Below are 25,639 nucleotides of genomic sequence, written 5' to 3'. Positions count from 1 at the left end.
ACAAAAATTCTATCGCCATGAAGACTTTATCTCAAACCTGGTTCGCCGAAGGCTTTATCGACTTTGAGTTAAAGAAGTATACACTTCTCGCCTACCTTCAGGAAGTAAACAAAAACTTCGGTGAGAACAAATTGTACCCGCAGCTTGCAGACATTATCTTCCATTACCATAACATTGTAAAATTCAGGGAGAATAAAAAATTCCTTCAAGAACAATTCCCGAAGCGATTAACAGGTATTCAGCTCGAAAACCTGCAGCTCCTTTATGAACAAATGATTGAGGATGATGAACTGATGGAAGAGCTGGAAACCATTATCCAATATGCAGCCGGGGAAATGAAAGGAACAATCAGGAATGGCTCCGAAATTTATGAATTCGTAGAACAGAAAATACAGATTGAACCGGTCGGGTTAGTACCGCTGGACAATAAGGAAGGTTATTTCTTCCTAGGTCAGGGAACTTCAAGATCAACCCTGGTTTATCACTACAGGCTAAGCATATTCGAAAAACATGATGAGCAGTACCGTGCTATAAAAACCACATTTGTTACAGAATGGCAGCGCAGCATCGCAAACACCTATGAGAATATGAAATTTTCACTCATTAAGGAAAAGAAAGACCTGCCCAATCCTGCAGTGTATACAATTGAAACACCTCTTTCCTTTCCGGTTGAGGAAACTTTGTTACCGATCGCTAAACGCTGCCTGGTTAGGTATATTTCTTAATAACCAAGGCCCCATTCTATGCCTTTGCGGGTTGCAGGCACACCTTCTGTCATCCATTTTGGTGCCGGCGCTTCTTTCAGGTAGTGGTTAAAAAATTGTGCCATCCTGATTGTCCAGTCTTTGCGGTTCCTTCGCTCAATGATGCCATGCAATTCATCATTATAACTTACGAGCCATACCTCTTTTCCCAGACGGCGTAATGCAGAAAACAACTCAATTCCCTGGTACCAGGGCACTGCATCATCTTTATCATTGTGCAACAGTAATAAAGGTGTTTGGATTTTATTGGCCCTGAATAATGGTGAATTTTTAAGGTAGCGTTCAGGCTTCTCCCATAATGTTGCCCCCAGCCTACTCTGTGTTTTTTCATATTGAAACTGGCGGCTGATGCCTGTTCCCCACCTGATGCCACCATATGCACTCGTCATGTTACTAACCGGGGCGCCCGCCTCGGCAGCTGCAAACATATTTGTACGGGTAACCAGGTAAGCCACCTGGTAGCCTCCCCAGCTATGTCCTTGTAATCCCATCCGTGCAGTGTCTACCCAGGCAAACCGCGATAAATAACGCGCAGCGGAAACTACACTATTGTAAGCATCTTCGCCCGGCTGGCCGGTTTTATAGTAAATATCCGGGTCAAATACCAGGTATCCATTGCTTGTGTAATAGGCAATATTAATGGATGCCCTGACTGGCATAGGTTCTATATAGTTATACCTGTTTTCCGAGTTCCGTTCATAGAAATAGAAGATAACCGGATACTTTTTCAAGGGATCAAAGTTTTCGGGTTTATATAACAAGCCCTCACTCATCTTCCCATCAAGCATTTTCCAGCGGTGAAGCTCAACCGAAAACCAGTTATAGCCAGATTGCTGTTTGTTTAACTGGCTCAGCGGTATAGATTTTGAAGAATCACTTATTTCATCGCACCTGCTGAGGTACAAATTCTGTGCTTCCGGTGTTTGTTGCCTGAATATCAAAACTTCATTATCCCTTGCTTTTACCGGGTCCGAAAACCGGGCAGCATAAACTGGTACATGGCCATTATTCCCAAATGAAAAAGTCCCGCCAATTGTATAAAGCTGCCAGCCCTCACCTTTGGTTTTTTCATCAAAAAGGTGGAACAGCAGGGACTGTTTTTTTGTGAGGAATTTTTCATCAGGAACTGTTTTACTATACCTGATTATTACCTTGTTTTTACGGCCTTTGCCCATTGTTATATTCAGGGGCGGAAGCATACCTCCCGGATCTGCCTTCCATATATCATACCGGTCGTACAAATAAACAAATTCGTCCTGTTCCATCCAGCCCATTATTCCATATGGCGGCGGATCATCGGGATGGTCGTCTTCTTCATCAAATAATGGATATGGAATACCCTTTGAAAGTATCAGGGTCTTGTTAAGCCCGGTTGAATATGCTATCCATTGCTTTTTACCAGGGTCATACCAAATGATATATTTCCCGGCAGGTGAAATACTTGCCGAATTACTGAAGACCCGCTTTGCCACCAATTTCCGCAGTCCGGTTGCCAGGTCAATAACATATAAATCAGCCAGTAAATGCTGCGTCCATTGCTGCTGGATACGATATCCCCTTGTGCTAAGTCCCATTGCAAATTGTCCATTACCCTCAGCAGAAGGAAAAACCAGTTCGCAGGAATCACCCCCAAGTTTAATCAGCAGTCCATTGTCACTCCGCAAAACTGCCAGCCAACTACTTTTTAAATCATTTTTCAGTTGTACCAGTTGTTGCGGTTGCAGGTAGTCATCACGGTAATTCCACACATCCAGTTTAGCTGTTTCAAAATCAACAAGACTTGTATCTTTTACCGGTGGCTGAGGCGCCAGTCCGATGAAAAGCCTGCTACCATCCTGGCTGAAATAATTATTGAAATCAGGATGGATGATATAGCCCTCAGGCACACCTGCTGAATGCCTTTCTGCCCAAACCACCGCACTGTCCATCCCCTTTCGGTACATCCAGAGTTTATAATATTTCTTCAGTGCCTTTGCCGAACTGTCACGTTCTGCAATAAAGGCCAGGGTCTTTGCATCTTCCGAAATGGCAACCCCGCGAACGTCCTGGAAATTTTTCATTACCGTATCTGTTTCCCCCGATTGCAGGTTTTGCCGAAGGAATAAACCAGTGCGTTTTTTGTCGGTCGCTGATTTTGTAGTCTGGATAATTAATACCTGCCCGAATTTGTTGAACAAGTAAGAACTCACAAGTTCATGCTGGTATTCTTTCCCGGTAACAAGGTTCTTCACAAGCAGGAAATTGCCTTCGTCAATTGATTCGGCCCCTGATTTATTTTCCTTTTTCACAATGGCTTTCGGTTTCAGTGCTTCCATACCGTATTGCCGTGCTTCACCAGCTTTGCGTCTGATACTATCGGCTGCCTTGTTCAAACTATCAGCCACAGAAAGCATTTTATCCAGCCTTGCGATAGAATCAGCCTGTTCAAATGCACCAGGTACCGGGGATTTCCACAATTGAACAGCCAGCCAGGGATCTCCCCTTTCAGGAAGCTTAAATGATTTCAGCTGCGCAATTTTCCGGAGGCTGTCTTTTCCCAATTCCAGAATCAGCAGGGAGTCTTTCGGCATATCAGCAGTTGCTGACTTCTTAATCATAGCTTCCCGGGTTTCCTTAAACAAAGGCTTAATTTTAGCAACCAGGAAGCGGCTATCATCACTTATAACTGCCTGGTACCCGCGTGGAATATGTTTTTCGTATTGCAGGTTGGCGGACCGAACCACCAGTTCACCATCTCCTTCCTGAACATTAATAGTGTATACAATGTACCTGCCATTAGCACTAACCAGCTTTTCTCCCAGGCTTTGCCATTGGTCATAAACCGAATGATCCAATGGTTTTTTTTGCGCGGTTGAAGTCGACGCGCTTAAAATCCAAGCTAATAAAATCCAGGAATTTTTCATGCAGCTCGTTTGATTCTTAAAAATAAAGCAAACAAAAACTATAGGTGATTGTTGTTTTGATTTGTTTTGCAATAAGCTATGAAAAAAATTCTCAACATCTTAGTCCTTGCTCTTTTACCATCAGCTAATTTGCTGGCACAGGCTACAGGCATCCTTTCCGGCCTGGTTACCGATAAGCAAAGCCAGTTGCCACTGGCTGGTGCTTCTATCATTTTAGGAGGAACCGGTTTAGGTGCTATTTCTGATAGCAGTGGCCGGTTTCGCCTGACAGGAATACCGGCGAAATCTTACAACATCTCCATCTCCCAAATAGGTTACAAAACAGTCACCCGCTACAACGTTATAATCAGTTCGGGAAATGAGCAGGTAATCAGCTTTGAACTTGAACCAACCGGAACAACACTTAGCACAGTAATTGTAAGCTCCAGGAAACGCAATGCCAGGGCCGCATCCATTGAAACTCCCCTATCGGTACAAAAACTGACAACCGAAGAAATCAAATCAAACCCAGGCGGTAATTTTGACATCAGCAGGGTCATACAATCCCTCCCCGGGGTTGGGGGAACCTCGGGGTCAGTGGGTGGCTACCGGAACGATATCATCATTCGTGGCGGTGCTCCCAATGAAAACGTTTATTACCTCGACGGAATAGAAGTGCCGGTAATAAACCATTTCGCCACGGAAGGCAGCGCAGGCGGACCAACAGGCATACTGAATGTTTCATTTATTGATGAAGTTAAACTCAGTTCATCGGCCTTTGATGCCCGGTACGACAATGCCATTTCTTCTGTATTACAATTCAGGCAAAAAAACGGGAATGCAAACCGAACCCAGGGTAACTTCCGGTTAAGTGCAACCGAATTCGCCGCAATGCTTGAAGGCCCCCTCAGCAAGAAGGAGAATATTACTTATATGGCATCTGTACGAAGATCCTATCTCCAGTTTCTTTTCAGCGCAATCGACCTGCCAATCAGGCCCAATTACTGGGATTTTCAAACCAAGGTGAACTATCCCATCAATAAAAAATTAAACCTCAGTTTTATAGGCATTGGCGCAATAGATGAATTCAGCTATGCATATCCCAAAAAAGCAAGTCCGGAAAAATTGTACATTTTAAATGCTACTCCCTCTATTAACCAGGATAGCTATACTATCGGACTCTCGCTGAAAAAAATAATACCCAAAGGATTTTGGAATATCGCACTGAGCAGGAACAACCTAAACAATGAACTGGATAAGTTTGAAGACAATAACGAGCCGGTTGAGGCAGAAAGGATACTTGGTATCCGTTCCAGGGAAACTGAAAATAAATTGAGGTTTGATGTAAACCAATCATTCAATGGCTGGAAGGTTGCCTATGGCGCTATGGCACAACTGGTCGATTATGACAACAATACCTATAACGTAATCAGAAAAGAATTGAAGGATGAAAACGGGGCCATTATCCAACCTGAGGAAGTGGTTAACTTCACTTCACCTTTTAGTCCCATGCTGAAAATGGGCGCATTTGCACAGGTTAGTAAACGGATGATCGATAACAGGCTTGGCTTAAGCGCTGGTATGCGAATAGACAGAAATGATTTTACAGATGATGGCCGGAGCTTATTCAAAACACTTTCTCCAAGGCTCTCTTTGTCTTATAACTTATCCGCATACTGGACAGCCAATATTTCTGCCGGCAGGTATTTTAAAATTCCGCCTTATACTATTTTGGGGTTTGCCGACAATAATGGGGTGGCAGTGAACCGTTCTGCAAAATATCTTCAAAGTGACCATATTACAGGTGGTGTAGAATATATGCCCGGCGATGCTACCCGCTTCACCCTGGAGGGATTCTACAAGCTTTATGATAATGTACCGGTATCCGTCAGAAATGGGATTTCCTTGTCAAACCTCGGCGGTGATTTTAATGTTTTGGGCAATGAAGAGATTACCACCAATGGAAAAGGAAAAACTTATGGCTTTGAGTTTTTTGCCCAGCAAAAGCTGACTAAAAGATTTTTTGGTATTCTGTCTTACACATTTTTCAGAAGCCGGTATAGTGGTGCCGATGGTATATTGATCCCCTCTTCATGGGATAATCGTCACCTGCTTAGTTTAACATGGGGCTATAAATTTAAGCGTAACTGGGAACTAGGACTCAAATTCAGGTTCCAGGGTGGTGCGCCTTTTACCCCATTTGATGAAGAAGCCTCGCGAAAAAATTATTTATCACAGGGAACAGGCCAATTGAATTACGCAGCACTGAATACTTTACGTCTTAATAATTTCAATTCAGGTGATGTGCGGATTGACAAGAAGTGGAATTTTAAAAGGACCAGCCTTGACCTTTTCCTTGATGTTACCAACTGGTATGGATCTGTTGCTCCCGCATACCCGAAGTATACCTTTAAACGAAATGCAGATAATACAGACTACATTACTACAGACGGTCAGCCAATAAAACCAGATGGCAGCAATGCAATTCCTATTATCCTTAAAAATGAAGATGCTACTGTAGTGCCAACTATTGGTTTCATTGTCGAGTTCTAGTCCTGAAAACACGCCACATGTGTAAGGAAACCCCAAGGATGATCACCAATAAACCGGCATAAAAATTCCATCCCAGGTACTTATTTTCATTGTAAACAATAAAAGCAAGGATGATCCCATAAACAGGCTCCAGGTTGTAAGTGAGATTTACCGTAAATGCTGAAATATGTTTAAGTGCGTAGGAAGAAAGCTGGAATGCCCAAACCGTGCAAACCCAGGCAAGAAAAAGCAGCCAGCCCAGGTCGGTCAAGTTTGGAAAGATATGTTCGGTGGGAAATTGGCGGAGATAAAATGGAAGTAAGACAGATAAGGTAAGGAAGCCACCACTTAGTTCATAGGTGGTAAGCGTTTCAACATTTACCTTTTTAAGCAATTGCCGGTTTAACACAGGAAATATGGCCCCAAGCATGGCAGAGAAAAGTCCAATTATAATACCCGTCTTGAAGCGTGGATCAAAATGAAAGATGATGTAAATACCGAGCATCATTAACAATCCCAGTAATACTTCAGTTAATATTGGCTTTCTTCTTAAAAACAAAGGTTCAATTATAGCAGTAAAAAATCCAATCGCTGAAAAACATACCAGAGCAACCGATACATTGGCATATTTTATGGCGCCGTAGAAAGTCACCCAATGGACTGCGGCTACAAATCCCGCACCGGTTATTGCAGCTATTTGCCTGAAGGAGATTTTCTGAACTTTCTTTTGTAAGCCAAAGAAAATCCATAGAGTAATCGCACTAAATAATAACCTGTACCATACCAGTAAACCTTCATTTAATGTAATAAGCCGGCCGAGGATGCCAGTAAAACCGGCCAGGAATACAGCGAGGTGCAAACGGAGGAAGGCTGATTTCATGCTGCTGCTTCTTCTCCTTCGGTGTTCTTTATCCTGGAATGGTAATCTTTAAAAATACTTTCCCAACGCAGTTTAAGAACACCAAGGATGCCTTCCTTAACGATTCCTTTATGCATTTTGGAAACACCAAACTTGCGGTCTTCAAATACAATAGGCACTTCCTTGATTTTAAAACCAAGTTTCCATGAAGCAAATTTCATTTCTATCTGGAAGGCATAACCTAGAAAACGGATTCCATCAAGGTTAATAGCCTCCAGTACTTCTTTGCGGTAACAAACAAATCCGGCAGTTGTATCCCTAACCGGCATCCAGGTAATAATTCTTGTATACAGGCTTCCGCCTTTGGATAATGCAATCCTGTCCCATGGCCAGTTTACGGTTCCACCGCCTTTTACATATCTCGATCCTATTGCGACATCCGCCCCCCCGGTTTTACAAGCCTCATATAGCCGCTGAAGGTCTTTGGGGTTATGGGAAAAATCGGCATCCATTTCGAAAATAAACTGGTAACCTTTATTTATTGCCCATTTGAATCCATGGATATATGCAGTACCCAAACCAAGTTTTCCCTTTCGTTCTTCCAGGAAAAGTTCATCCGGGAACTTAGCCTGCAATTCCTTTACAATGTCTGCTGTCCCGTCTGGTGAACTGTCATCAATAACAAGCACATGAAACCCCTGGCCTAAACCAAAAACGGCTTGCAGGATGTTGGAAATATTCTCCCGCTCATTATAAGTAGGTATGATAACGATTTTTTCCAATAGCACAATTTAATACACAAAATTATTGAAAATCAACCCTTTTTCAATAAGGTTCGGTTGAGTATTTCAGTTAGCTTCTGCTTGGTATGTAAAGGGAAATCCCCTTTCATCATCCAGTCGTAATACTGGGGTTCAGCCTTAAGTACTTCAACAACTGTTTTACCCTTATGTTTCCCAAAGTTGAACACTTCAACTCCGTTGCTCAATACGAATCGGCGCGCGAAGTCTACAATCTGGTCATCCCCGATAAATTTAATTATTGAGTCAATGGAATTACCCAATTGCGGGTACCGCTCCAACTGGGCTTCAAGTACTTCCCATGTGGCCTGCGCATCTGCTTCCGCACCATGGGCGCCTTCAAGGGTTTTATTGCAATAAAATTTAAAAGCAGCTCCAAGGGTACGCTGTTCCATTAAATGGAAAATACGCTGAACGTCAAGCAGTTTGCGATTCCCCATATCAAATTCAAGTCCGGCCCTTAAAAACTCCTCCACTAATAAAGGGATATCAAAGCGATTGGAATTATAGCCACCCAGATCGCAATTATCAAGAAATTGTTTCAGTTCATTGGCAACCTGCCGGAAAGTCGGGGCATCTTTCACCATATCATCAGAAATACCGTGGATATCTGTTGCACCGGCAGGAATTGGCATTTCTGGATTAATCAGCTTTCTTTTAACCTGGCGGGAACCATCTTTTGCAATTTTAACAATTGCAATTTCAACAATCCGGTCAGTTGCAAGGTTAGTACCTGTAGTTTCCAGGTCAATAAATGCAATGGGTCTTTGTAGTTGTAGGGGCATGTTGGTATGAATTCTTGGTGGACTGAACCGGGGCAAATGTACGCTTATATGGCTTTTGGCAGACACCCCAATATTACGGGATTTGGATTTTTATTATAAATTTGCATAATCTTTTCCCCGGCCAGTTAATAAAATCAGGTATGTTTTTTGCAATTGGCATATCAATAATAACAAAATGAAGCAAAAATTTATCATCACATGCGCTCTGGCCATACTGGCTTTAGGTTTTACAGCTTGTACTACTACAAAAACCGGATGTCAGGCATCTTCTGGAATGGTTGGCTATAAATAAATGGTAAGCTATGCAGTGGATAGAATTAAAAGACCCGGCACAATTAGCCGAAATACGTACCCGATCGTTCTCCCAACCCCAGGTAATTTTTAAACACAGTACCCGTTGCTCAATAAGTTCAATGGCCAAATCAAGGCTTGAAAGAGCTAATCCTCCCACCGGGGTTGATTTTTATTTCCTTGATTTAATAAAACACAGGTCTATTTCCAATCAAATTGCCGAAGATTTTAAGGTATGGCATGAATCACCGCAGCTTATCCTGATTGATAAAGGGGAATGTGCCTATGATGAAAGTCATTCTGGCATAACCATGGATGAACTGGTGGCTTCTATTCCCAAATAACTATTTATTTTCTGGGAAAAAAATAAAGGTTCAACTGAACCGGCAAGCCTGCATTCTCACTTAGTGTGAAAAACCCGCCATTATCGTTTCTGAATGTAATGGATTCCCCCTGCGGTTCATTACTAGGTATTGATTCCAATACTGTATCCTGAAGCATAGCTTCGATACTTCCGCCTCCTGTTTTCTGCCAATAGTAAATCGTCTGATAAGTTCTCAGCAACAATTCCTGGCCATTGGGTGATAGCGCAGCTCCCGTTATTCCAGACAATTTCAACACGCCTGATTTAACGGCTGTATTAATGCCATAAAGGTTGTATGGGTAATGCAAAGTAAAGATTTGCGCCGGGCTCTCTTTTGTCACCAGAATAATATTATTAGAAGAATTATCAAATAAAATAGCTTCGGTATTATGGTGCAATCCATCATCATAAACAAATCCTATTTTATCTGCATCGCTTACTTCAGTAACCCCAATTTCAGGTTCAGCAAAACGATAAATGTAGTAAGTATTGAATGCCAAAAAGTTATCTCCGGCATCTTCGATATAAATATATTTTTTTCCGCTTTCCGGACCGTTTCCAATTGCCATATCTTCCCAATCCCGGTTAGATACCCCATTAATATGTACGTGATTACCCTGTTTTCCATCATGAGAAACGGTTAATAATTCAGCCGGGTTATCACTGTCCTGTAATAACCATAAATACCCCGGCATCGAATAACTATCCGCCATACCGGAAACTTCACCCGGAAATGCTGGCGACAAAGGGATAGCCACTGCCTCCTTGGAAAATACCTGTTGTTCCTGCTCTTCCTTCTTGCTTTTGCTACATCCTGATAAACAAAATGCAAAAAGCAACACTAAGCAATTAGTTTTTCCTCCAAACATATTAATAAAAATAGCAAACTGTCTGGAGATAGGAAAACTTATTCGAATACCAATTTTTCAACCTGTGGGGTCCCACCCGTCTTATCCTGGATTTTCAGGAAATAGATACCTGGCCTCATAAAAGGTTCGCGTACAATCGATATAGTATTACCATTTACACCTCTCACCTCCTTAACTAACAGGATTTGTCCATTTACTGCCATTAACTGGATATTATAATCCCCCCTTGCATTAAAAGGGAACTCAATGTTAACTAATTGATTTACAGGGTTAGGATATACCCGAATCACTATCGCCTGCTGGCGATTCAGGGAAATTATATTGGAATAAATAATTGCACCTGATCTGTCCACTGCCCTGATACGGTACTGGCTGACACCTGAACCGGGTTGCTCATCGGTAAATGCAAACTGGGTTATTGTTTTTCCTGGTAAAACTGCAACCTGGCCAATAGTAGTAAACCGTTCACTGCCTGCCACTTTTTTCTCCACCAAGTAGGCAACAATATCGCCGGTGGTAAGGTGGTTCCAGCTCAGGTATTGCTTACCACTAACCGGTTTGCCCGTCAATTCCAGTTTTCCAGGAAGCAGTGGAGAGCACTTACCGGTAATAGTATAATAACTTAACCGGGTAAGGCATCCGCTATTTATAGAAATCCGGCTCACATAAGTCCCGACCTCTGCAGGGGTCAGATAACTTATTTCATGAACACGGGAATTACTGATAAGTACACTGTCTGTAGCTGAGGTTTTAAAATACCATTCGTAAGTAGCATTGGGAATAGAATCCACTGTCAGAACTACAGAACTATAATAGCAATCAGAACTTGCACTTATCACCATGTTTTGTAATGGCAACACGCTAACATCATTTAAAGTGGCGTTACCGCAATAGTCAACAGCTCTTAAACGGACAAGTGAATAAATATTTCCATTATTAATATTGAAAATGGGGCTGGCCTGGGGCGGTGCAAGAATTGATGGCGTAGTTGGTACACTACCAATTATTTCATAGGTATATGGTGGTGCGCCACCAGTAACATTTGCACCAACACTAAAGCTCATGTTATCGCACTGGTATGAAGCAGATTTGTCTAACTGTGGAAACTTGTAAGGTCCAACGCTAATTGTATCGTATACCTTATTATTGCAACTTCCGGGAAGGTTATACTGAATGACATAAGTTGCAGGTTCAAGGTCAATCCATTTATAAATTGTGGTAGTTGATGTATTGTACAGAATATTCACATCAGCGGCATCTTTCTTAATAATTACCGGACGTATAGTGCCCAGATTCGAATTTACAACAACGGTAAGCTCAGAAGAACCATTCTGGTATGTCCCTGAGGGGCATTTTGCGACCATTGTAATTGAGCTGTTAAAAGTACTCAAAACAGGTGTTACCAAACGGCTCACAGTATTTCCGCAGTTATCAGACAAGTCAACGCGGTAGCGCTGTCCGGGGGGCAATGCCGGTAAATTAAGCACCCTTAAAGGGGAGGTGCTTCCGTTAACAGTACTCACCAGGTTATTAAGGTTATCATACACTTTTGCAGTATATGGTGACAGACCGCTTGAAATGGAAATACGCAAATTTGTTTTATTCAGATCACAAGATGCAGAGGCTGTTGCAGAAAAATTAACTGCAACCGGAGTACCTGTGAAACAACGTGTTATTGTAGTATCATAACAATTATCCTTAATTGCTATACAATAATCCCCATAGGGAATATTTGCAAATGTACCAGTAGTATTGGAAGCCACTACTGCTCCATTCACATCAAGCAGGGTAAATAAAGGGGAAGTGAAATTGTTGATCCATATAAGGCTCGCTGTAAATCCTGTACATTTTTTCGCGCTTACCTGAACCGGGCTCGCATCAGGCTTAGGTAATACTACTGAAAAACAACGGCTAATCAGCGTGTCATAGCAAGTGGCATCATTCTTCATTTCAACGCAATAATCACCATAAGGAATATTTGTAAATGCACCCGTAGTATTTGTTGCAATTACGACTCCTGCACTGTTCTTCAAACTAAACAGCGGGTTGCTGAGGGACGTCTTACCTGAAATATCCATATCAAACCCTGCGCATATTTTATTACTGATTTGCACTGAACCGATATCTGGCAGGTCGCGGGTTACTGTAATGCATCGCCTGATTGTGGTATCAAAGCAAACTGCGCTGTTTTTGATATCCATACAATAGGAACCGTATGGCAAATTTGTAAATACACCTGTGGTATTACAACCGACCAGCACATTTGAATTATCGTACAAACAAAACTGGGGATTGGTAAACCCATTAAGGCTTCCTGCACTGATATCTACTGTGGAACAGTTTTTAACTGCATTCAGGTTTGCTCCGGCTGTTGGAATTACAGGCAGCACATTAAAGCAACGCTCAATAGTGGTATCATAACATGCCGCATCCGCTTTGATACGCATGCAATAAGATCCATAGGGAATAGTATTAAAAATGCCGGTCTTATTGCAGTTGAGGAGTACACCTGCAGCTGTGTATAAACAGAAATCTGCATTAGACAAATTGGTTTGTCCGGATATACTTACATCAAAATCAGAACATTGCTGGTTACTGATCGTAACATTGGCAGCAACGGCAGGAATTGGTGTATTTACTGTAAAGCAACGGACTATTGTTGTATCATAACAGCCATCCTTAGCATTAATACAATACGAACCGTTCATCAGGTTATTGAATGTTCCGGTAGTATTGCAACTCAATTGGGTGCCGGCTGCATCAAAGAGGCAAAAATTCGGATTAGTGAAATTTACCAGTCCGGTTATAGTTGCATTGAAACTGCTACAGTTAACCTGGTTTATTCCAACAGACGCATCAGCACTGGGTTTGGGTTGGTTAAGTACAAAATCCCTGCGGATGGTTGTATCAAAACAAAGGTCTTTAATAGTAATATAATAAGTTCCCTGCTGAATTCCGGTAAAAGATCCCGTGGCATTGCAACTAACCAACGCATCGGCGTCCGTATATAAACAATATGTAGGGTTTGACAGATTTGCCTGGCCGGTTATAGTAGCAGTAAAACTGTTGCAGGACTGATATGTGGTGGTTACTAAATTAGCAACACTTGGGATTACCGTATTAACCCATCTAACTAATTTTGTATTTCCACAAAGATCTTTGACGACCAGTGACACAATTCTTTTTGTTCCAATAGTATGGGTGAAATTATAGGTATTGTACCATGTAGTATCACCCGGACTATTCACAGCACCGTATTGGAATCCTGCAAAAGTGGTTCCGATGGTATTTACATTTCCACGGCTATCTTGCAGTTGAATCTGGAAATCAGCATCTGCGCAATTAATCCGGTTTCCCGTGAATGACGTAATCCACCAGTCATATCCAATAATGGAAACACGCCTTGTTTGAATGCCCCCGCAGGAATCTTTCAATTCTATTGAGTAATCCCCACCTGTTAGCCCTGTAAATATACCCGTGTTATTGGATGTACCAATGCCAGTGGGTGACGGCGCAACAATGGTATATGTATACGGGGCACGTCCTCCTGATAAACTACTTAATGTAATTGTCCCATCACTTTTATTTAGACATGTTTCATCAGACTTGACAAGGGTAAACCTTGGATCCACATAAGAACCGGCTACAACTACTGAAGCTTTTTGAACAATACAGCCAGTTGTTACATCCTGGACAAATACCGTATATGTACCAGCAGAAAGACCAGTAATTATTGGTGAAGAAGTAAAGGGAGTACTGATTGGACCTGTTACTTTGTAATTGTAGTTTCCGCTACCGCCGGTAACTGAAACAGTAATTGTACCCGTTGCTATACACCTTGATTCCCCTGAAACGGCGCTTGAAATAACCAGCGAGGAACAAGGTTGAGCAATTAAATCCGGTACAAAAAAAATGGACAGTACAACTGCCATAATTGTGTAGAGATTTTTCATCTATAGGGTACGGTTTTAATGATAGGATAAACCCCTTATTTAGACTAGTATTCTTACGAATCCCAGTACAGACGGGCGTTTTCATGGATTTCAGTTACCAAGATAAACGAATTTTTAGCAAAGTTTTATATACTGTAAAAAAAACTTTCGACGAATGGGTTTTCGATGAAAGGAGTAAAAGTATCGGTAAGTACAACAGGTTCAACGCTTAAGCAAATTCCGGCAGAACTTCATTTACACGCAAAAAAAAAGCTGCTTCCGGAAAGAAGCAGCTCAGTTTTATAATTAGGAAAACTTATGTTTCCTGAACAAATCCTTTTTTAACCGCATACATAACCAGGCCGGCCATTGATTTTGCACCGGTTTTGGTTTTAAGTTTGTCACGGATTGCTTCAACTGTACGCGGACTGATATCCACTATATCAGCAATTTCCTTTGTTGTTTTTTCTTCACACATTAATTTGAGAATCCTTACTTCTTTATCTGTCAATTGGGCGTCCATCATTCCTTCAGGCTCCATTTTTCTTGTCCTTAATCCGGTAAGCAATGCCTTATTGGTTAGTTCATTAAAAAAGAATTCCTGTTCATAACAGGTTTTAATTGCCTGGTAAATAGTTTCGGAATCTGAATTTTTTGTAAGGTAAGAGTTAGCACCGATTTCCATGAGTTTAGAAATCATGGAATGATCATTATGCATGGAAAGGATGATCACTTTAACATGAGGATTAATTTTCCTGATTTCGGGAAGTGTAGCTATACCATCCATTATAGGCATCTGGATATCCAGTAAAATGACATCCGGATCAATGTGTTTCAGCAGATTCAATAATTGCATGCCGTTATCTGCTTCGGCAATTAACTCGACATCCTTCTTGGAAGACAAAGCAGTTTTGACACCGGCGCGGAACAGCGCATGGTCGTCTGCTATGGCTACTTTAATCGGGTTATTAGGGTCTGGTTTTTTCATACGGTAAATTTTGCGAATAAGGACAGGAGGTTTGCGAGTCCCTTTCAGAGTGCAAAATGTAAAAAATCCTGAACATTCACTATAGTAATTATACGTAAATATACCGTTTCGGAATATACCGTTACTATTTTATCCTGAATTATTATCATCCTGTTTTCGTAGGTATACCAATAGCAAAATAGTGCTTCTACTAGTTTCCATGTAAAAACCGAATCCCTAAAATTCAGCAAATCCGCTCTTGTCCCGGTAAAAGCCATAGCCTACTTTTGATCTAGAAGTTGATTGACGAGGATCGCAACCTACGACCATCCAATGTCCAGTAACAACCGTCCAGAACTTATTCAATATCCTAAGAAACCAACGAATCCAGTGTCAATCAACTTTCTTTCTTTCCAATTTCGTTGAAGAACCAACCCAACTATTTTCAGGCAATAAAATTTTATCTGGCCTGTAACCTGACAACTGCAATATTTACTTTTCTCTGATTAGTCGATTGAATCAACCCGTTTTTAGACCTTATCCTGAACCAAAGTTCATATACTCTCATGCCTGCTTTGAATGCATGCTTGTACGTAGTAGCGAAGGGGGATTTTGAATGATTTAGTTAGTCCAAAGAGGGAATTGTTTATGTAATCAGCAGCCGACCTTCTAGGTTTACTTAATCAGCGGGTATTTCAGGGCAGGCTTTTTTATGGTTCCGTAAGGAACAAAAAAGGTGCAGCATTACGCTGCACCTTGCTTATTTAAGGAATAATGTGATTACTGGGCAGATTCGCCTTCACCACCTTCCAGCTTTTTCTTCAATTCAGCAAGTACACCCAGGTCTCCAAGTGTTGCTTTTTCAACCTTGCCCTGGATAGTCTTTACAGCCTTCTTGGTCTTATCGGCTTCAGCTTTAGCCTCTTTCTTTACAGCTTCCCTTTCTTCAGCTTTAGCAATTTCCCAGGTGCGGGTATGGCTTACAACAATTCTCTTTTCATTGCGATCGAATTCGATTACCATGAAAGCAGCAGTTTCTTCAGCCATTACCTGACCACCATCTTCCTTGTTCAGGTGACGGTTAGGGGCAAAACCTTCCAATCCATAAGGCAATTGAACGATGGCACCTTTATCATCCTTGCGGATTACGGTTCCTTCATGAACTGTACCTACAGCAAAAGTTTCTTCCAGGGTATTCCAAGGATCTTCTTCCAGTTGTTTGTGTCCAAGTTGCAGTTTGCGGTTCTCTTTATCAATTCCAAGGATCATAATATCGATACGCTCTCCAACTTTGGTATATTCGGATGGATGATTAAAGCGCTTCAACCAGCTCAGGTCACTGATATGGATCATACCACCAATACCAGGCTCCAGCTCAACGAATACACCGTAAGGAGTAATGTTTTTCACGAGCCCGCTGTGACGGCTGTCAACAGGGTATTTGTTTTCAATCTCATTCCAGGGATCAGGAGTCATTTGCTTGATAGAAAGGCTCATCTTGCGGGCATCCTTATCAAGGGTAACAATCTTGGCTTTGTATTCATCGCCCAATTTGAAGAATTCCTTCGCATTGATCGGTGTATTTGCCCAGGTAATTTCACTTACGTGAACCAGGCCTTCAACACCTGGCATGATTTCCAGAAATGCACCATAATCTTCGATATTTACCACTTTGCCCTTAACCACCTGGCCCTCTGCTACGCCCTCAGGCAGCACATCCCAAGGATGTGGGGTCAGTTGCTTCAGACCAAGGCTGATACGCTTTTTGTCGTCGTCGAAATCTAATACAACCACATTGAGTTTCTGATCGAGTTTTAGCACTTCTGATGGATGGTTTATACGGCCCCAGCTGATGTCTGTGATATAGAGCAAGCCATCGAGTCCACCCAGGTCCATGAACGCACCGAAATCGGTAATGTTCTTGATTGTACCTTCCAGTACCTGGCCCTTTTCAAGTTTACCCATAATCTCAGCACGTTGTGCTTCGATATCGCTTTCAATTAGGGCTTTGTGAGATACTACTGCATTCTTGATGGCCTCATTAACTTTAACCACTTTGAATTCCATAGTTTTTCCGACAAACTGATCGTAATCAGTTACCGGCTTTACATCAATTTGTGAACCTGGCAGGAAGGTTTCCATCCCAAATACATCAACGATCAAGCCGCCTTTTGTTTTGCTGGTAACTGTACCGGTAACAATTTCACCTGTTTTGTGTACTTCAACAATTTTTTCCCAGGCACGTGTAATACGGGCTTGCTTACGGCTAAGGTGTAAATGACCCTGCCTGTCTTCTTTTTCCACAACCATAACCTCTACTTCATCGCCGATTTTCAGGCCCTGGAGATCACGGAATTCGTTGAGGGAAATAAGACCATCGCTTTTGAAACCGATGTTTAGTACAACATCAGTTTTTGTCAATCCCACAACAGCGCCTTTAATCAGTTCGCCATCTGTAATTGCTACAAAAGTCTTGTCGTACACTTTATCATACTTTGCTTTTTCTTCAGCATTGTATGCAGATACATTACGCTTGTCGATGCTCCAGTCGAAGTCATCATGCGCAGTGGCTACTACTTGCTGTACAGCAGGAGCAGCCTGCTCAGGTGCAGTGGTTGTCGCTGTAGTTGCTTCTGCAGGTGCAGCAGCAGACTCCTGATCATCAGCGTTTAGTTGTTTTACAAAAAGATTTTGAAACATAATAATTCCCGATTGTTTAATTCGGGCTGCAAAGATAGAGAAAATACCATTTTGACAAGGTTTTTAACCAAAAAAAACTGGTGCGTATTTTTTACTTAAATCCCTATATGTCATTGATAATCTATTTATTATAATTTCAAATAACAACGGATGCGCTAAGTGCTGCGATTTTTTTCGCTGCAAGGAAACCACTCGTCCAGGCATGCTGGAAATTAAAGCCACCGGTAATACCATCTACATCCATTATTTCACCAGCAAAAAAGAGGTTGGGAACCAGCCTGCTCATCATGGTTTCCGGATCAATTTCTGTCAATTTGATTCCACCTGCAGTTACAAACTCATCCTTGAAAGTTGTTTTCCCTTTAACATCAAATGGATGTGAGCAACAATGAAGGATAAGTTTGTTTTGTTCTTTGGAAGGCAGATCCGCCCACCGTATTTCCCCATCTATACCAGATTCCTGCAACAGGAACTCCCACAATCTTTGCGGAAGGTTAAAGGGATTCCTGTTGATCATTTTTTGTGTAGCCTTTTCAAACCTGAACTGTTGTATAAAATCACGCAGGGTGTTTTCATTATATACAGGTATCCAGTTGATAAGAATTTTGAAATTCCACTGTATCATGGATAGTTCCCTTGCACCCCATGCACTTAAACGCAATATGGCAGGGCCACTAAAACCCCAGTGAGTTATTAAAACCGGTCCCCTTTCAACAAGTTTTGATCCGATAATCCGAACCTGGACATCAGGTACAGAAACACCCATCAATGTTGTAATTGGATGGCTTTTCACATTAAAGGTAAAGAGGGATGGTACAGGAGCTTCAATGCTGTGTCCAACCGCTGTCAACCATTGAAACATGGCGGGCCTTGAATAACCACCGCAGGCAATACATACATAATCTGCATTGAATTCTTTTACAGCAGTACTTACAATCCATTTATCGCCTTGCCGGATTAATTGTTGCACTTCCTGCTGTAATAAAATTTCAACACCATAATGATTTGCTTCATGCACAAGGCATTCAACAATAGATGAGGAATCATTTGAAACGGGAAACATCCTGCCATCAGCTTCTTCTTTCAACAGCACACCACGATCTGCAAACCATTTGATAGTATCCTTTGGCGAAAAATGATGAAAGGCTTTTTTCAGGAAGTTACCCCCGCGCGGATACTTTTTAATAAGTTGGGCAATATCAAAACATGCATGAGTAACATTGCACCTTCCTCCCCCACTGATCCTGACCTTCAACAACAACTTATTGCTCTTCTCTAAAATGATCACATTCAGTTGAGGGTTTGCAGCCGCAGCATTAATCGCGCAGAAAAAACCTGCAGCACCACCACCAACTACAACCAGCACTTTGTTTTGCATACTTACAAAAGTAAGGGCTCAGTAAATAATACTCACCATTCAACACCCGGAAGGCAAAAAGAGCTAATCCGCCAGTATCCATCATTATTGCAGAAATAACATTTAAAACTGCCATCATAATATCTGGTTAAGCCACTCTTCAGGACGGCCAGGTACCTGATTTTCCCTTCTGAAAAACCTAATCCAAGCACTTCATCTTTCCATTCAAACTGGATATTTTCTATTGCAAACTCAAACAATTGAAGTGAACTGTATTTTGCTGACTGTTCCTCAATTTTTGCTTTAAACTCATCTCCTGTGAGAGTAGTCCCATCTGGCAGCACCGCACAAGAAAACAAAAATTTCCATATATCCTCCCATTTCAAGGCCTGCCACCTGGTTAAAAAATCTATTGTTATTTCGCGGATATCTGATTGGTGGTCCGGATGGAAATTTTCATATACAAAAACCCCCATCATTCCGGGCAATTTATAATTTTCAATTTCTTCAAGGAATAATTCTTCTGTAATAAACTGGTAAATTATAGTGGGTGGATACTCATGAAATGAAACCAGCGAAAGATCGTTTGATTCCAGGACCCGGTACAACCTCTCCAATTCACCTGGCACATCTTCTTCGCACAAATCTTTTAACAGTGGAAATGTTGGTTCGCCAATGAATTCAAATACAGTTACCATTACTGCACTATTCATATTTTTTTCTATTTCAAAAACATCCTGCAAAAACTGTTTCTCTATATCAGGGGGAATTTCACCGGATGAGCCGAAAACAGCCCCGAACTCAGCCTGCAATTTCAGTTTCATTATTTCAATATCCAATTTCAGGTCACCGGAATTTTCATCGTAAGTTTCATCGTTTGAAAAAAAAGAATTTTCTGTTGGCATATTATTGCGATTTAGCATTTTGGAATAATTCCGGACCTGGCGGTCCGGCTTAACCATGCAAACCTGCAAAAAATAAAGAACCTGGTCAGGAGTGAAAACACCCATTTGACCAGGTTCTTTGTTAATTAAAAAAATAGGGAGAGTTAGTTACGCCGTTCAAATCGGCCGGGTATACAGGCTCATTGCAGGAAAAAATGTTAGATCAATAATATGATGAATCGAGGGCTGTATTTGCTTTTTCAGCTGCTTCTATTTCATCAAATGAAGAAAGTATATCGGCCTTGCCTCTCCTTACACAAATAGTATGCTCATAGTGTGCGGCGGGTTTGCCATCTTTTGTTTTAACGGTCCAGCCATCATCCTCATACCATACTTCCTTTACCCCCATATTGATCATCGGTTCAATCGCAATGACTAACCCGTCGTGCAATTTCGCCCCACTCCCTCTTTTCCCGTAATTAGGCACTTGAGGATCTTCATGCAATCTTCTGCCCAGCCCATGACCAACAAGTTCGCGCACAACACCATATTTATGCTTTCTTTCAGCATAATCCTGGATGGCAAAGGAAATATCGCCCACCCTGTTGCCTGCAACAGCTTTTTCAATACCCAGGTATAACGATTCTTTGGTTACACGAAGCAGTTGTTTAACATCCTCTTCTATTGATCCAATAGCAAAAGTATAAGCGCTATCACCGTGAAATCCATTTTTAAATACGCCAACATCAACTGAAACGATGTCGCCATTTTTTATAGGTGTGTTATTGGGAAATCCATGCACTACAGCATCATTTACACTGATACAACAGGTAAAAGGAAATCCTTTATAGTTCTTAAAAGAAGGCGTTGCCTGGTGTTCTACAATAAACTTTTCGGCGTGTGCATCAATTTCCAGGGTGGTCATGCCAGGCTTAAGAATACGGGCAACCTCTGCCAGTGTAGAACTAACCAGTAATGCGCTTTCCCGCATCAATTCCACTTCTGCTGTTGTCTTATAATATATCATGTATCAATATAATTTCACCTTCGGATTTCACCATTCAGCTCCAGAAAGGCGCTTTTAAAAATAAAACCCGGCAAAGTTAGCCTTTTGCCGGGTTTTATTATAGAAACAATTTATAATTAAATCGGAGATGAGCTAACCGCCTGGCGTCCCTGGATCCTGCCGCTCTTCATTAAACCATCATACTGGCGCATCAGCAATTGCGTTTCAATTTGCTGCAGGGTATCCAAAATTACCCCTACCATGATCAGCAATGATGTTCCACCGAAGAAAGAAGCAAAAGCCTGGGTAATACCCACCCTTTGGGCAAATCCCGGCAGAATTCCCACAATAGCCAATAAAAGAGCGCCTGGCAAAGTAATCCTATCCATCACAGCGCCAATATAATCAGCAGTTGGCTGACCAGGCTTTACTCCAGGAATAAATCCGTTATTACGCTTAAGGTCTTCCGCAATCTGTTTAGGGTTAAAGATTAAAGCTGTATACAGGAAAGTGAATGCCACAACAATCACAGCATAAATCACCATATGCCATGCATCCCTTGGGTCGGCAAATACCTTTGCTATTCCTTTACCAGATTCGAAACTTGTATATGAGAACAAAGTTGGCAGGAACATAATAGCTTGTGCAAAGATGATTGGCATTACACCTGCACCATTTACTTTCAATGGAAGAAATTGGCGAGCACCACCAAATTGCTTGTTACCAATAATTTGTTTGGCGTATTGTACCGGTATTTTGCGAACTCCCTGTACCAATACGATTAAACCCATTATAATAGCAACCAATACGGCAATTTCAATAATAAATATCAACAGCCCACCGCCACCACGGTTACTTTTGGCAGCCCATTCATGAATGGATGCCTGCGGCAAGCGTGCAAGGATACCAACCATGATAATTAGTGATGTACCATTACCCAAACCCTTATCAGTTATTTTTTCCCCTAGCCACATTACAAAAAGAGTACCTGCGGTTAGTACAATAGTGGTTGAAATCCAGAAATACGGGGCATACGATTCCAATAAAGCAGAATTGTTCACCTGGCGCAGGTAGGCTACATATGCACCGGCCTGAACAGCTGTAACAGCTACAGTTAGATAACGTGTCCATTGGTTAATTTTCTTGCGACCACTTTCCCCTTCTTTCTGCACCTTCTGCATTTGCGGAACCAGGATGGTCATCAGCTGCATAAAAATAGAAGCGGAAATATAAGGCATTATTCCCAGGGCAAATATTGAAGCCTGTGAAAAAGCGCCTCCGGCAAAGGCATCAATAAGCCCTAAAGCACCTGATTTAGCGCCGGCAAGGTCAATTTTTGTCGGATCGATACCGGGAAGCACGATGTGCGCACCGATTCGATAAATAAGAATTAGCAGCAGTGTAGTTATGATTTTACCTCTTAACTCTTCAATGCTCCAAATATTCTTCAGCGTCTGAATTAATTTCTTCACGGGTTTCTGAGATTTAATGAGCCTCAAATAAAAAAAGACGCATTTTCACAATGCGTCCGGCAAGATAAAGAAAAATTACTTTACAATTTCAATAGTTCCGCCAGCAGCTTCGATGGCAGCTTTTGCCTTATCACTTACCGCGTTTACTTTGAAGCTAAGTTTAGATTTAAGTTCTCCGTTACCCAGAATTTTTACATGGTCAGTCTGGCTGATCAAACCATTGATATACAAGGTCTCCAGGCTGAATTCAGTAATAGTGTATTTTTCAGCAAGATGATCGATTTGTCCCAGGTTGAATACACGGTATTCTACACGGTTGATATTGCTGAATCCACGTTTTGGAACACGACGCTGTATTGGCATTTGTCCACCTTCGTGTGCTCTTTTGCTGGAATAACCAGCACGGCTTTGTCCACCTTTATTACCTTTCGTTGATGTACCACCCTTACCAGATGCTTCACCACGACCTAAACGTTTTTGCTTGTGTGTTGCGCCTTCTGAAGGCTGAAGATTATGCAGTTTCATTTTTTCCTGATTTTTTACTTAACGGGGTATCACCCCTCGCTTATTTACTTAGATTTCTTCTACCTTCACCAGGTGTTCTACTTTACGAACCATGCCTAGGATCTGTGGTGTAGCTTCAACTTCTTTGGAAGCATTCATCTTTTTCAGTCCAAGGGCAACCAGGGTTTGTTTCTGGCGTTCTGGCCTGTCGATGGCACTTTTAACCTGTGTGATTTTGATCTTTTTCATCCGTATACCTTTTTAAAAGATTAACCATTAAATACTTTCTTCAGGCCTATAGTGCGGGTCTTGGCAACCTGGATAGGTTCACGCAAGGTTGCCAGGGCTTTGAAGGTTGCTTTCACCACATTATGCGGGTTTGCAGAACCGAGGCTCTTTGCAAGAACGTCAGTGATTCCAGCGCTTTCCAAAACAGCACGCATACTACCTCCGGCAATTACACCGGTACCGTGTGCAGCAGGCTTTATCAGTACTTTAGCAGCGCCTTCCTTAGCCAACTGATCGTGAGGAATAGTTCCATGCATAACGGGAACCTTGATCAGGTTTTTCTTTGCATCTTCAATGCCTTTGGTAATGGCTTCCTGAACTTCTTTAGCTTTACCCAGTCCATGTCCAACAACACCCGCTTCATTACCAACAACGACCAGGGCTGAGAAGCTGAAAGCACGACCACCTTTGGTAGTTTTCACTACACGGTTGATGGCAACCACTTTTTCTTTCAGTTCCAGATCGCCTGCTTTAACCTTATTTAAAATTAACTTTGACATTTATTGCAGAAATTAAGTTGTGTTATGATTTATAGTAGTACTCGATGGATTAGAATTGCAGTCCGCCTTCACGTGCACCATCAGCAACCGCTTTCACGCGGCCATGGTACAAGTTTCCACCACGATCAAATACCACTGTTGTAAGACCCAGCTCACTGGCTTTGCGGGCAATCACTACCCCTACCAATTTACCTTTCTCGGTTTTCGTTACCTTCTGAGCCTTGATATCCTTATCCCTGGTTGAAGCTGCTGCCAATGTTACACCGTTCTCATCATCAATCAATTGAACATATGTATCGGCATTGCTGCGGAAAACAGACAGACGGGGTTTTTGCGCTGAACCGGAAACCTTTTTCCGGGTGCGATACTTGATCTTCTGTCTTCTGATAGCTTTCGTTTCCATTGTTATCTATTTTTTGCTCCCGATACTGCCGGGAAATTTAGCTGAATTATTTACCTGCAGACTTACCTGCTTTCTTACGAACTACCTCACCTACGAAGCGAACGCCCTTACCTTTGTATGGTTCTGGTTTGCGCAGTCCGCGGATTTTTGCCGCAACCTGGCCAAGCAATTGCTTGTCACTTCCTTCCAGGAATATCTTAGGGTTTTGTCCTTTTTCAGTAAGGGTTGTTACTTTAAGTTCCTTTGGGATTTCAAATATGATATTGTGCGAGTAACCTAATGCAAGATCCAGGGTATTTCCTGCATTGGCGGCTTTAAAACCAACACCTACCAACTCCAGGTTCAATTTAAATCCTTCAGTCACCCCTTTTACAAGGTTGGCTATCAGGGCACGATACAAACCATGCATTGCACGGTGGCGGATCTGGTCAGTCGGGCGATTAATCAAAACCTCGTTATCTTTTACTTCAATAGTAATATCACGATCGATCGGCTGCTTCAGTTCACCTTTTGGACCTTTTACGGTAACCACGTTATCTTTTCCAACTGAAACGGTTACTCCTGCTGGAATAGAAACCGGTTTTTTACCTATACGAGACATACAAAATAGTTTTTGTTGTGTTTGTTGTTAATGATTGGGATCGGTCAGACGGATATAGGACGCCTTAATGTATCTCCAACCAGTTATATGTTTAATGCGCATAAATATTGCGCTAGTAAATGTTTAGTGGATATAGCACAGTACTTCACCACCAACATTCTGGGCCTTGGCTTCCTTGTCGGTCATAACACCTTTAGAGGTAGAAATGATAGCAACACCTAAACCATTTTTTACACGCTGGAATTCCAGTGGCTTTGCATACTGGCGTAAACCAGGACGACTTACTCTTTCAAGGCTTTGAATAGCAGGTTGTTTGGTAGAAGGATCGTACTTAAGGGCAATTTTAATTACACCTTGCTTATTGTCATCTTCAAATTTGTACTTCAGGATATAGCCTTTATCGTACAAAATTTCAGTGATACGCTTTTTCAGGTTAGAAGCAGGGATTTCAACAATCCGGTGACCAGCCATTTGTGCATTACGAATGCGGGTCAGGAAATCTGCTATAGGATCAGTAACCATTGTTATAAATGAGTTGTAGTTTGAAAATTGTTTTACAATGAGATATCCTATTCGATATCAACACGGGAAATTACCAGCTGGCTTTTGTTATACCCGGAATTTTACCATTCAAAGCCATTTCACGGAACATCACACGGGATAACCCGAAATACCTCATGTATCCTTTTGGACGTCCAGTCAACTGACAACGATTTTTCAGCCGTACGGGAGAAGCATTACGAGGCAATGCATCCAGCCCCTGATAATCACCAGCAGCTTTCAGTGCAGTACGCTTTTCAGCGAACTTAGCAACCATTGCTTCCCTTTTTCTTTGCCTGGCTTCTATCGATTTCTTTGCCATCTTTCTGTTTATTTAAA

The 25,639-nt window shown here is 41.8% G+C and carries 22 protein-coding genes; 3 read left to right on the top strand and 19 right to left on the bottom strand.

All coding sequences use genetic code 11. The annotated features are described in order from the left end of the window. Positions 1–17: 17 nt before the first annotated feature. Entirely contained in the window at positions 18–725 is a 708-nt protein-coding gene (locus LAQ65_RS01245; protein WP_224115109.1) for a hypothetical protein, read from the top strand. Here LAQ65_RS01245 and LAQ65_RS01240 read toward each other — a convergent pair. After that, on the bottom strand, positions 722–3,667 hold the full coding sequence (locus tag LAQ65_RS01240) for an alpha/beta hydrolase family protein (RefSeq protein WP_224115108.1): 2,946 nt from the start codon (positions 3,665–3,667) through the stop codon (positions 722–724). The genes LAQ65_RS01245 and LAQ65_RS01240 overlap by 4 nt on opposite strands. A gap of 78 nt (positions 3,668–3,745) precedes the next feature. Between LAQ65_RS01240 and LAQ65_RS01235 the strand changes: the two genes are divergently transcribed. Beyond that, positions 3,746–6,199, top strand: coding sequence for a TonB-dependent receptor (locus LAQ65_RS01235; RefSeq protein WP_224115107.1), 2,454 nt, complete (start codon positions 3,746–3,748; stop codon positions 6,197–6,199). Here LAQ65_RS01235 and LAQ65_RS01230 read toward each other — a convergent pair. The 3 genes from LAQ65_RS01230 to LAQ65_RS01220 are packed head-to-tail and all read right to left on the bottom strand — an operon-like array spanning position 6,183 to position 8,622. Then, positions 6,183–7,058 carry a DMT family transporter gene (locus tag LAQ65_RS01230; protein ID WP_224115106.1) on the bottom strand — a complete coding sequence of 292 codons (876 nt, stop codon included), beginning with the start codon at positions 7,056–7,058 and terminating at the stop codon, positions 6,183–6,185. The two genes, LAQ65_RS01235 and LAQ65_RS01230, sit on opposite strands and share 17 nt — an antisense overlap. After that, the gene (locus LAQ65_RS01225) at positions 7,055–7,819 is read right to left on the bottom strand and encodes a polyprenol monophosphomannose synthase (RefSeq protein WP_224115105.1); all 765 of its coding nucleotides are present in this window, start codon (positions 7,817–7,819) and stop codon (positions 7,055–7,057) included. Before LAQ65_RS01225 ends, LAQ65_RS01230 begins: the two co-directional genes overlap by 4 nt. A gap of 32 nt (positions 7,820–7,851) precedes the next feature. Next, the gene (locus LAQ65_RS01220; RefSeq protein WP_224115104.1) at positions 7,852–8,622 is read right to left on the bottom strand and encodes a 3'-5' exonuclease; all 771 of its coding nucleotides are present in this window, start codon (positions 8,620–8,622) and stop codon (positions 7,852–7,854) included. Positions 8,623–8,924: 302 nt separating this feature from the next. Here LAQ65_RS01220 and ytxJ point away from each other — a divergent pair, with 302 nt between their 5' ends. Further along, a complete protein-coding gene (gene ytxJ / locus LAQ65_RS01215) occupies positions 8,925–9,257 on the top strand; it encodes a bacillithiol system redox-active protein YtxJ (protein WP_224115103.1) in 333 nt (110 codons plus the stop codon). Between the two features lie 4 nt (positions 9,258–9,261). Here ytxJ and LAQ65_RS01210 read toward each other — a convergent pair whose 3' ends face one another. From LAQ65_RS01210 to rpsN, 15 genes are all read right to left on the bottom strand, one after another. Continuing rightward, positions 9,262–10,146 (bottom strand): hypothetical protein, encoded by an 885-nt coding sequence (locus LAQ65_RS01210; protein WP_224115102.1) that lies wholly within the window; start codon positions 10,144–10,146, stop codon positions 9,262–9,264. 38 nt (positions 10,147–10,184) lie between these two features. After that, entirely contained in the window at positions 10,185–14,099 is a 3,915-nt protein-coding gene (locus LAQ65_RS01205) for a T9SS type A sorting domain-containing protein (protein ID WP_224115101.1), read from the bottom strand. Between the two features lie 295 nt (positions 14,100–14,394). Continuing rightward, the gene (locus tag LAQ65_RS01200) at positions 14,395–15,066 is read right to left on the bottom strand and encodes a response regulator transcription factor (RefSeq protein WP_224115100.1); all 672 of its coding nucleotides are present in this window, start codon (positions 15,064–15,066) and stop codon (positions 14,395–14,397) included. Between the two features lie 759 nt (positions 15,067–15,825). Further along, positions 15,826–17,745, bottom strand: coding sequence for a 30S ribosomal protein S1 (gene rpsA / locus LAQ65_RS01195; RefSeq protein WP_224115099.1), 1,920 nt, complete (start codon positions 17,743–17,745; stop codon positions 15,826–15,828). Positions 17,746–17,881: 136 nt separating this feature from the next. Further along, positions 17,882–19,123 carry a BaiN/RdsA family NAD(P)/FAD-dependent oxidoreductase gene (locus tag LAQ65_RS01190; RefSeq protein ID WP_224115098.1) on the bottom strand — a complete coding sequence of 414 codons (1,242 nt, stop codon included), beginning with the start codon at positions 19,121–19,123 and terminating at the stop codon, positions 17,882–17,884. Between the two features lie 32 nt (positions 19,124–19,155). After that, the gene (locus LAQ65_RS01185; protein WP_224115097.1) at positions 19,156–20,007 is read right to left on the bottom strand and encodes a hypothetical protein; all 852 of its coding nucleotides are present in this window, start codon (positions 20,005–20,007) and stop codon (positions 19,156–19,158) included. A gap of 202 nt (positions 20,008–20,209) precedes the next feature. Then, a complete protein-coding gene (gene map / locus LAQ65_RS01180) occupies positions 20,210–21,013 on the bottom strand; it encodes a type I methionyl aminopeptidase (RefSeq protein WP_224115096.1) in 804 nt (267 codons plus the stop codon). 116 nt (positions 21,014–21,129) lie between these two features. Next, positions 21,130–22,464: a preprotein translocase subunit SecY gene (gene secY, locus LAQ65_RS01175; RefSeq protein WP_224115095.1), complete on the bottom strand. Its 1,335-nt coding sequence runs from the start codon at positions 22,462–22,464 to the stop codon at positions 21,130–21,132. Between the two features lie 75 nt (positions 22,465–22,539). After that, complete coding sequence (gene rplO / locus LAQ65_RS01170) at positions 22,540–22,989, bottom strand: 50S ribosomal protein L15 (RefSeq protein ID WP_224115094.1); 450 nt, start codon at positions 22,987–22,989, stop codon at positions 22,540–22,542. Between the two features lie 48 nt (positions 22,990–23,037). Further along, positions 23,038–23,217: a 50S ribosomal protein L30 gene (gene rpmD / locus LAQ65_RS01165; RefSeq protein ID WP_224115093.1), complete on the bottom strand. Its 180-nt coding sequence runs from the start codon at positions 23,215–23,217 to the stop codon at positions 23,038–23,040. Between the two features lie 20 nt (positions 23,218–23,237). Then, entirely contained in the window at positions 23,238–23,756 is a 519-nt protein-coding gene (rpsE, locus tag LAQ65_RS01160) for a 30S ribosomal protein S5 (protein WP_214457910.1), read from the bottom strand. Between the two features lie 49 nt (positions 23,757–23,805). Further along, positions 23,806–24,159, bottom strand: coding sequence for a 50S ribosomal protein L18 (rplR, locus tag LAQ65_RS01155; RefSeq protein ID WP_224115092.1), 354 nt, complete (start codon positions 24,157–24,159; stop codon positions 23,806–23,808). Positions 24,160–24,205: 46 nt separating this feature from the next. Next, complete coding sequence (rplF, locus tag LAQ65_RS01150) at positions 24,206–24,760, bottom strand: 50S ribosomal protein L6 (protein ID WP_224115091.1); 555 nt, start codon at positions 24,758–24,760, stop codon at positions 24,206–24,208. Between the two features lie 123 nt (positions 24,761–24,883). Then, positions 24,884–25,282 (bottom strand): 30S ribosomal protein S8, encoded by a 399-nt coding sequence (gene rpsH, locus LAQ65_RS01145; protein WP_224115090.1) that lies wholly within the window; start codon positions 25,280–25,282, stop codon positions 24,884–24,886. A 70-nt stretch (positions 25,283–25,352) separates the two neighbouring features. Continuing rightward, positions 25,353–25,622, bottom strand: coding sequence for a 30S ribosomal protein S14 (gene rpsN, locus LAQ65_RS01140; protein WP_224115089.1), 270 nt, complete (start codon positions 25,620–25,622; stop codon positions 25,353–25,355). Between the last annotated feature and the right edge of the window lie 17 nt (positions 25,623–25,639).

Source organism: Flavihumibacter profundi (assembly GCF_020076305.1).
GTDB classification, from domain to species: Bacteria; Bacteroidota; Bacteroidia; order Chitinophagales; family Chitinophagaceae; genus Flavihumibacter; species Flavihumibacter profundi.
This window is presented reverse-complemented; position numbering and strand designations above follow the sequence as displayed.

Coding starts and splice junctions, on each gene's coding strand:
- rpsE (WP_214457910.1), bottom strand. CDS start 23,756: ATGTCAAAGTTAATTTTAAATAAGGTTAAAGCAGGCGATCTGGAACTG.
- LAQ65_RS01240 (WP_224115108.1), bottom strand. CDS start 3,667: ATGAAAAATTCCTGGATTTTATTAGCTTGGATTTTAAGCGCGTCGACT.
- LAQ65_RS01205 (WP_224115101.1), bottom strand. CDS start 14,099: ATGAAAAATCTCTACACAATTATGGCAGTTGTACTGTCCATTTTTTTT.
- LAQ65_RS01210 (WP_224115102.1), bottom strand. CDS start 10,146: ATGTTTGGAGGAAAAACTAATTGCTTAGTGTTGCTTTTTGCATTTTGT.
- rpsA (WP_224115099.1), bottom strand. CDS start 17,745: ATGTTTCAAAATCTTTTTGTAAAACAACTAAACGCTGATGATCAGGAG.
- LAQ65_RS01200 (WP_224115100.1), bottom strand. CDS start 15,066: ATGAAAAAACCAGACCCTAATAACCCGATTAAAGTAGCCATAGCAGAC.
- rpsH (WP_224115090.1), bottom strand. CDS start 25,282: ATGGTTACTGATCCTATAGCAGATTTCCTGACCCGCATTCGTAATGCA.
- LAQ65_RS01190 (WP_224115098.1), bottom strand. CDS start 19,123: ATGCAAAACAAAGTGCTGGTTGTAGTTGGTGGTGGTGCTGCAGGTTTT.
- LAQ65_RS01245 (WP_224115109.1), top strand. CDS start 18: ATGAAGACTTTATCTCAAACCTGGTTCGCCGAAGGCTTTATCGACTTT.
- LAQ65_RS01230 (WP_224115106.1), bottom strand. CDS start 7,058: ATGAAATCAGCCTTCCTCCGTTTGCACCTCGCTGTATTCCTGGCCGGT.
- rpsN (WP_224115089.1), bottom strand. CDS start 25,622: ATGGCAAAGAAATCGATAGAAGCCAGGCAAAGAAAAAGGGAAGCAATG.
- map (WP_224115096.1), bottom strand. CDS start 21,013: ATGATATATTATAAGACAACAGCAGAAGTGGAATTGATGCGGGAAAGC.
- ytxJ (WP_224115103.1), top strand. CDS start 8,925: ATGCAGTGGATAGAATTAAAAGACCCGGCACAATTAGCCGAAATACGT.
- LAQ65_RS01220 (WP_224115104.1), bottom strand. CDS start 8,622: ATGCCCCTACAACTACAAAGACCCATTGCATTTATTGACCTGGAAACT.
- LAQ65_RS01235 (WP_224115107.1), top strand. CDS start 3,746: ATGAAAAAAATTCTCAACATCTTAGTCCTTGCTCTTTTACCATCAGCT.
- rpmD (WP_224115093.1), bottom strand. CDS start 23,217: ATGAAAAAGATCAAAATCACACAGGTTAAAAGTGCCATCGACAGGCCA.
- LAQ65_RS01185 (WP_224115097.1), bottom strand. CDS start 20,007: ATGCCAACAGAAAATTCTTTTTTTTCAAACGATGAAACTTACGATGAA.
- rplF (WP_224115091.1), bottom strand. CDS start 24,760: ATGTCTCGTATAGGTAAAAAACCGGTTTCTATTCCAGCAGGAGTAACC.
- rplR (WP_224115092.1), bottom strand. CDS start 24,159: ATGGAAACGAAAGCTATCAGAAGACAGAAGATCAAGTATCGCACCCGG.
- rplO (WP_224115094.1), bottom strand. CDS start 22,989: ATGAAACTGCATAATCTTCAGCCTTCAGAAGGCGCAACACACAAGCAA.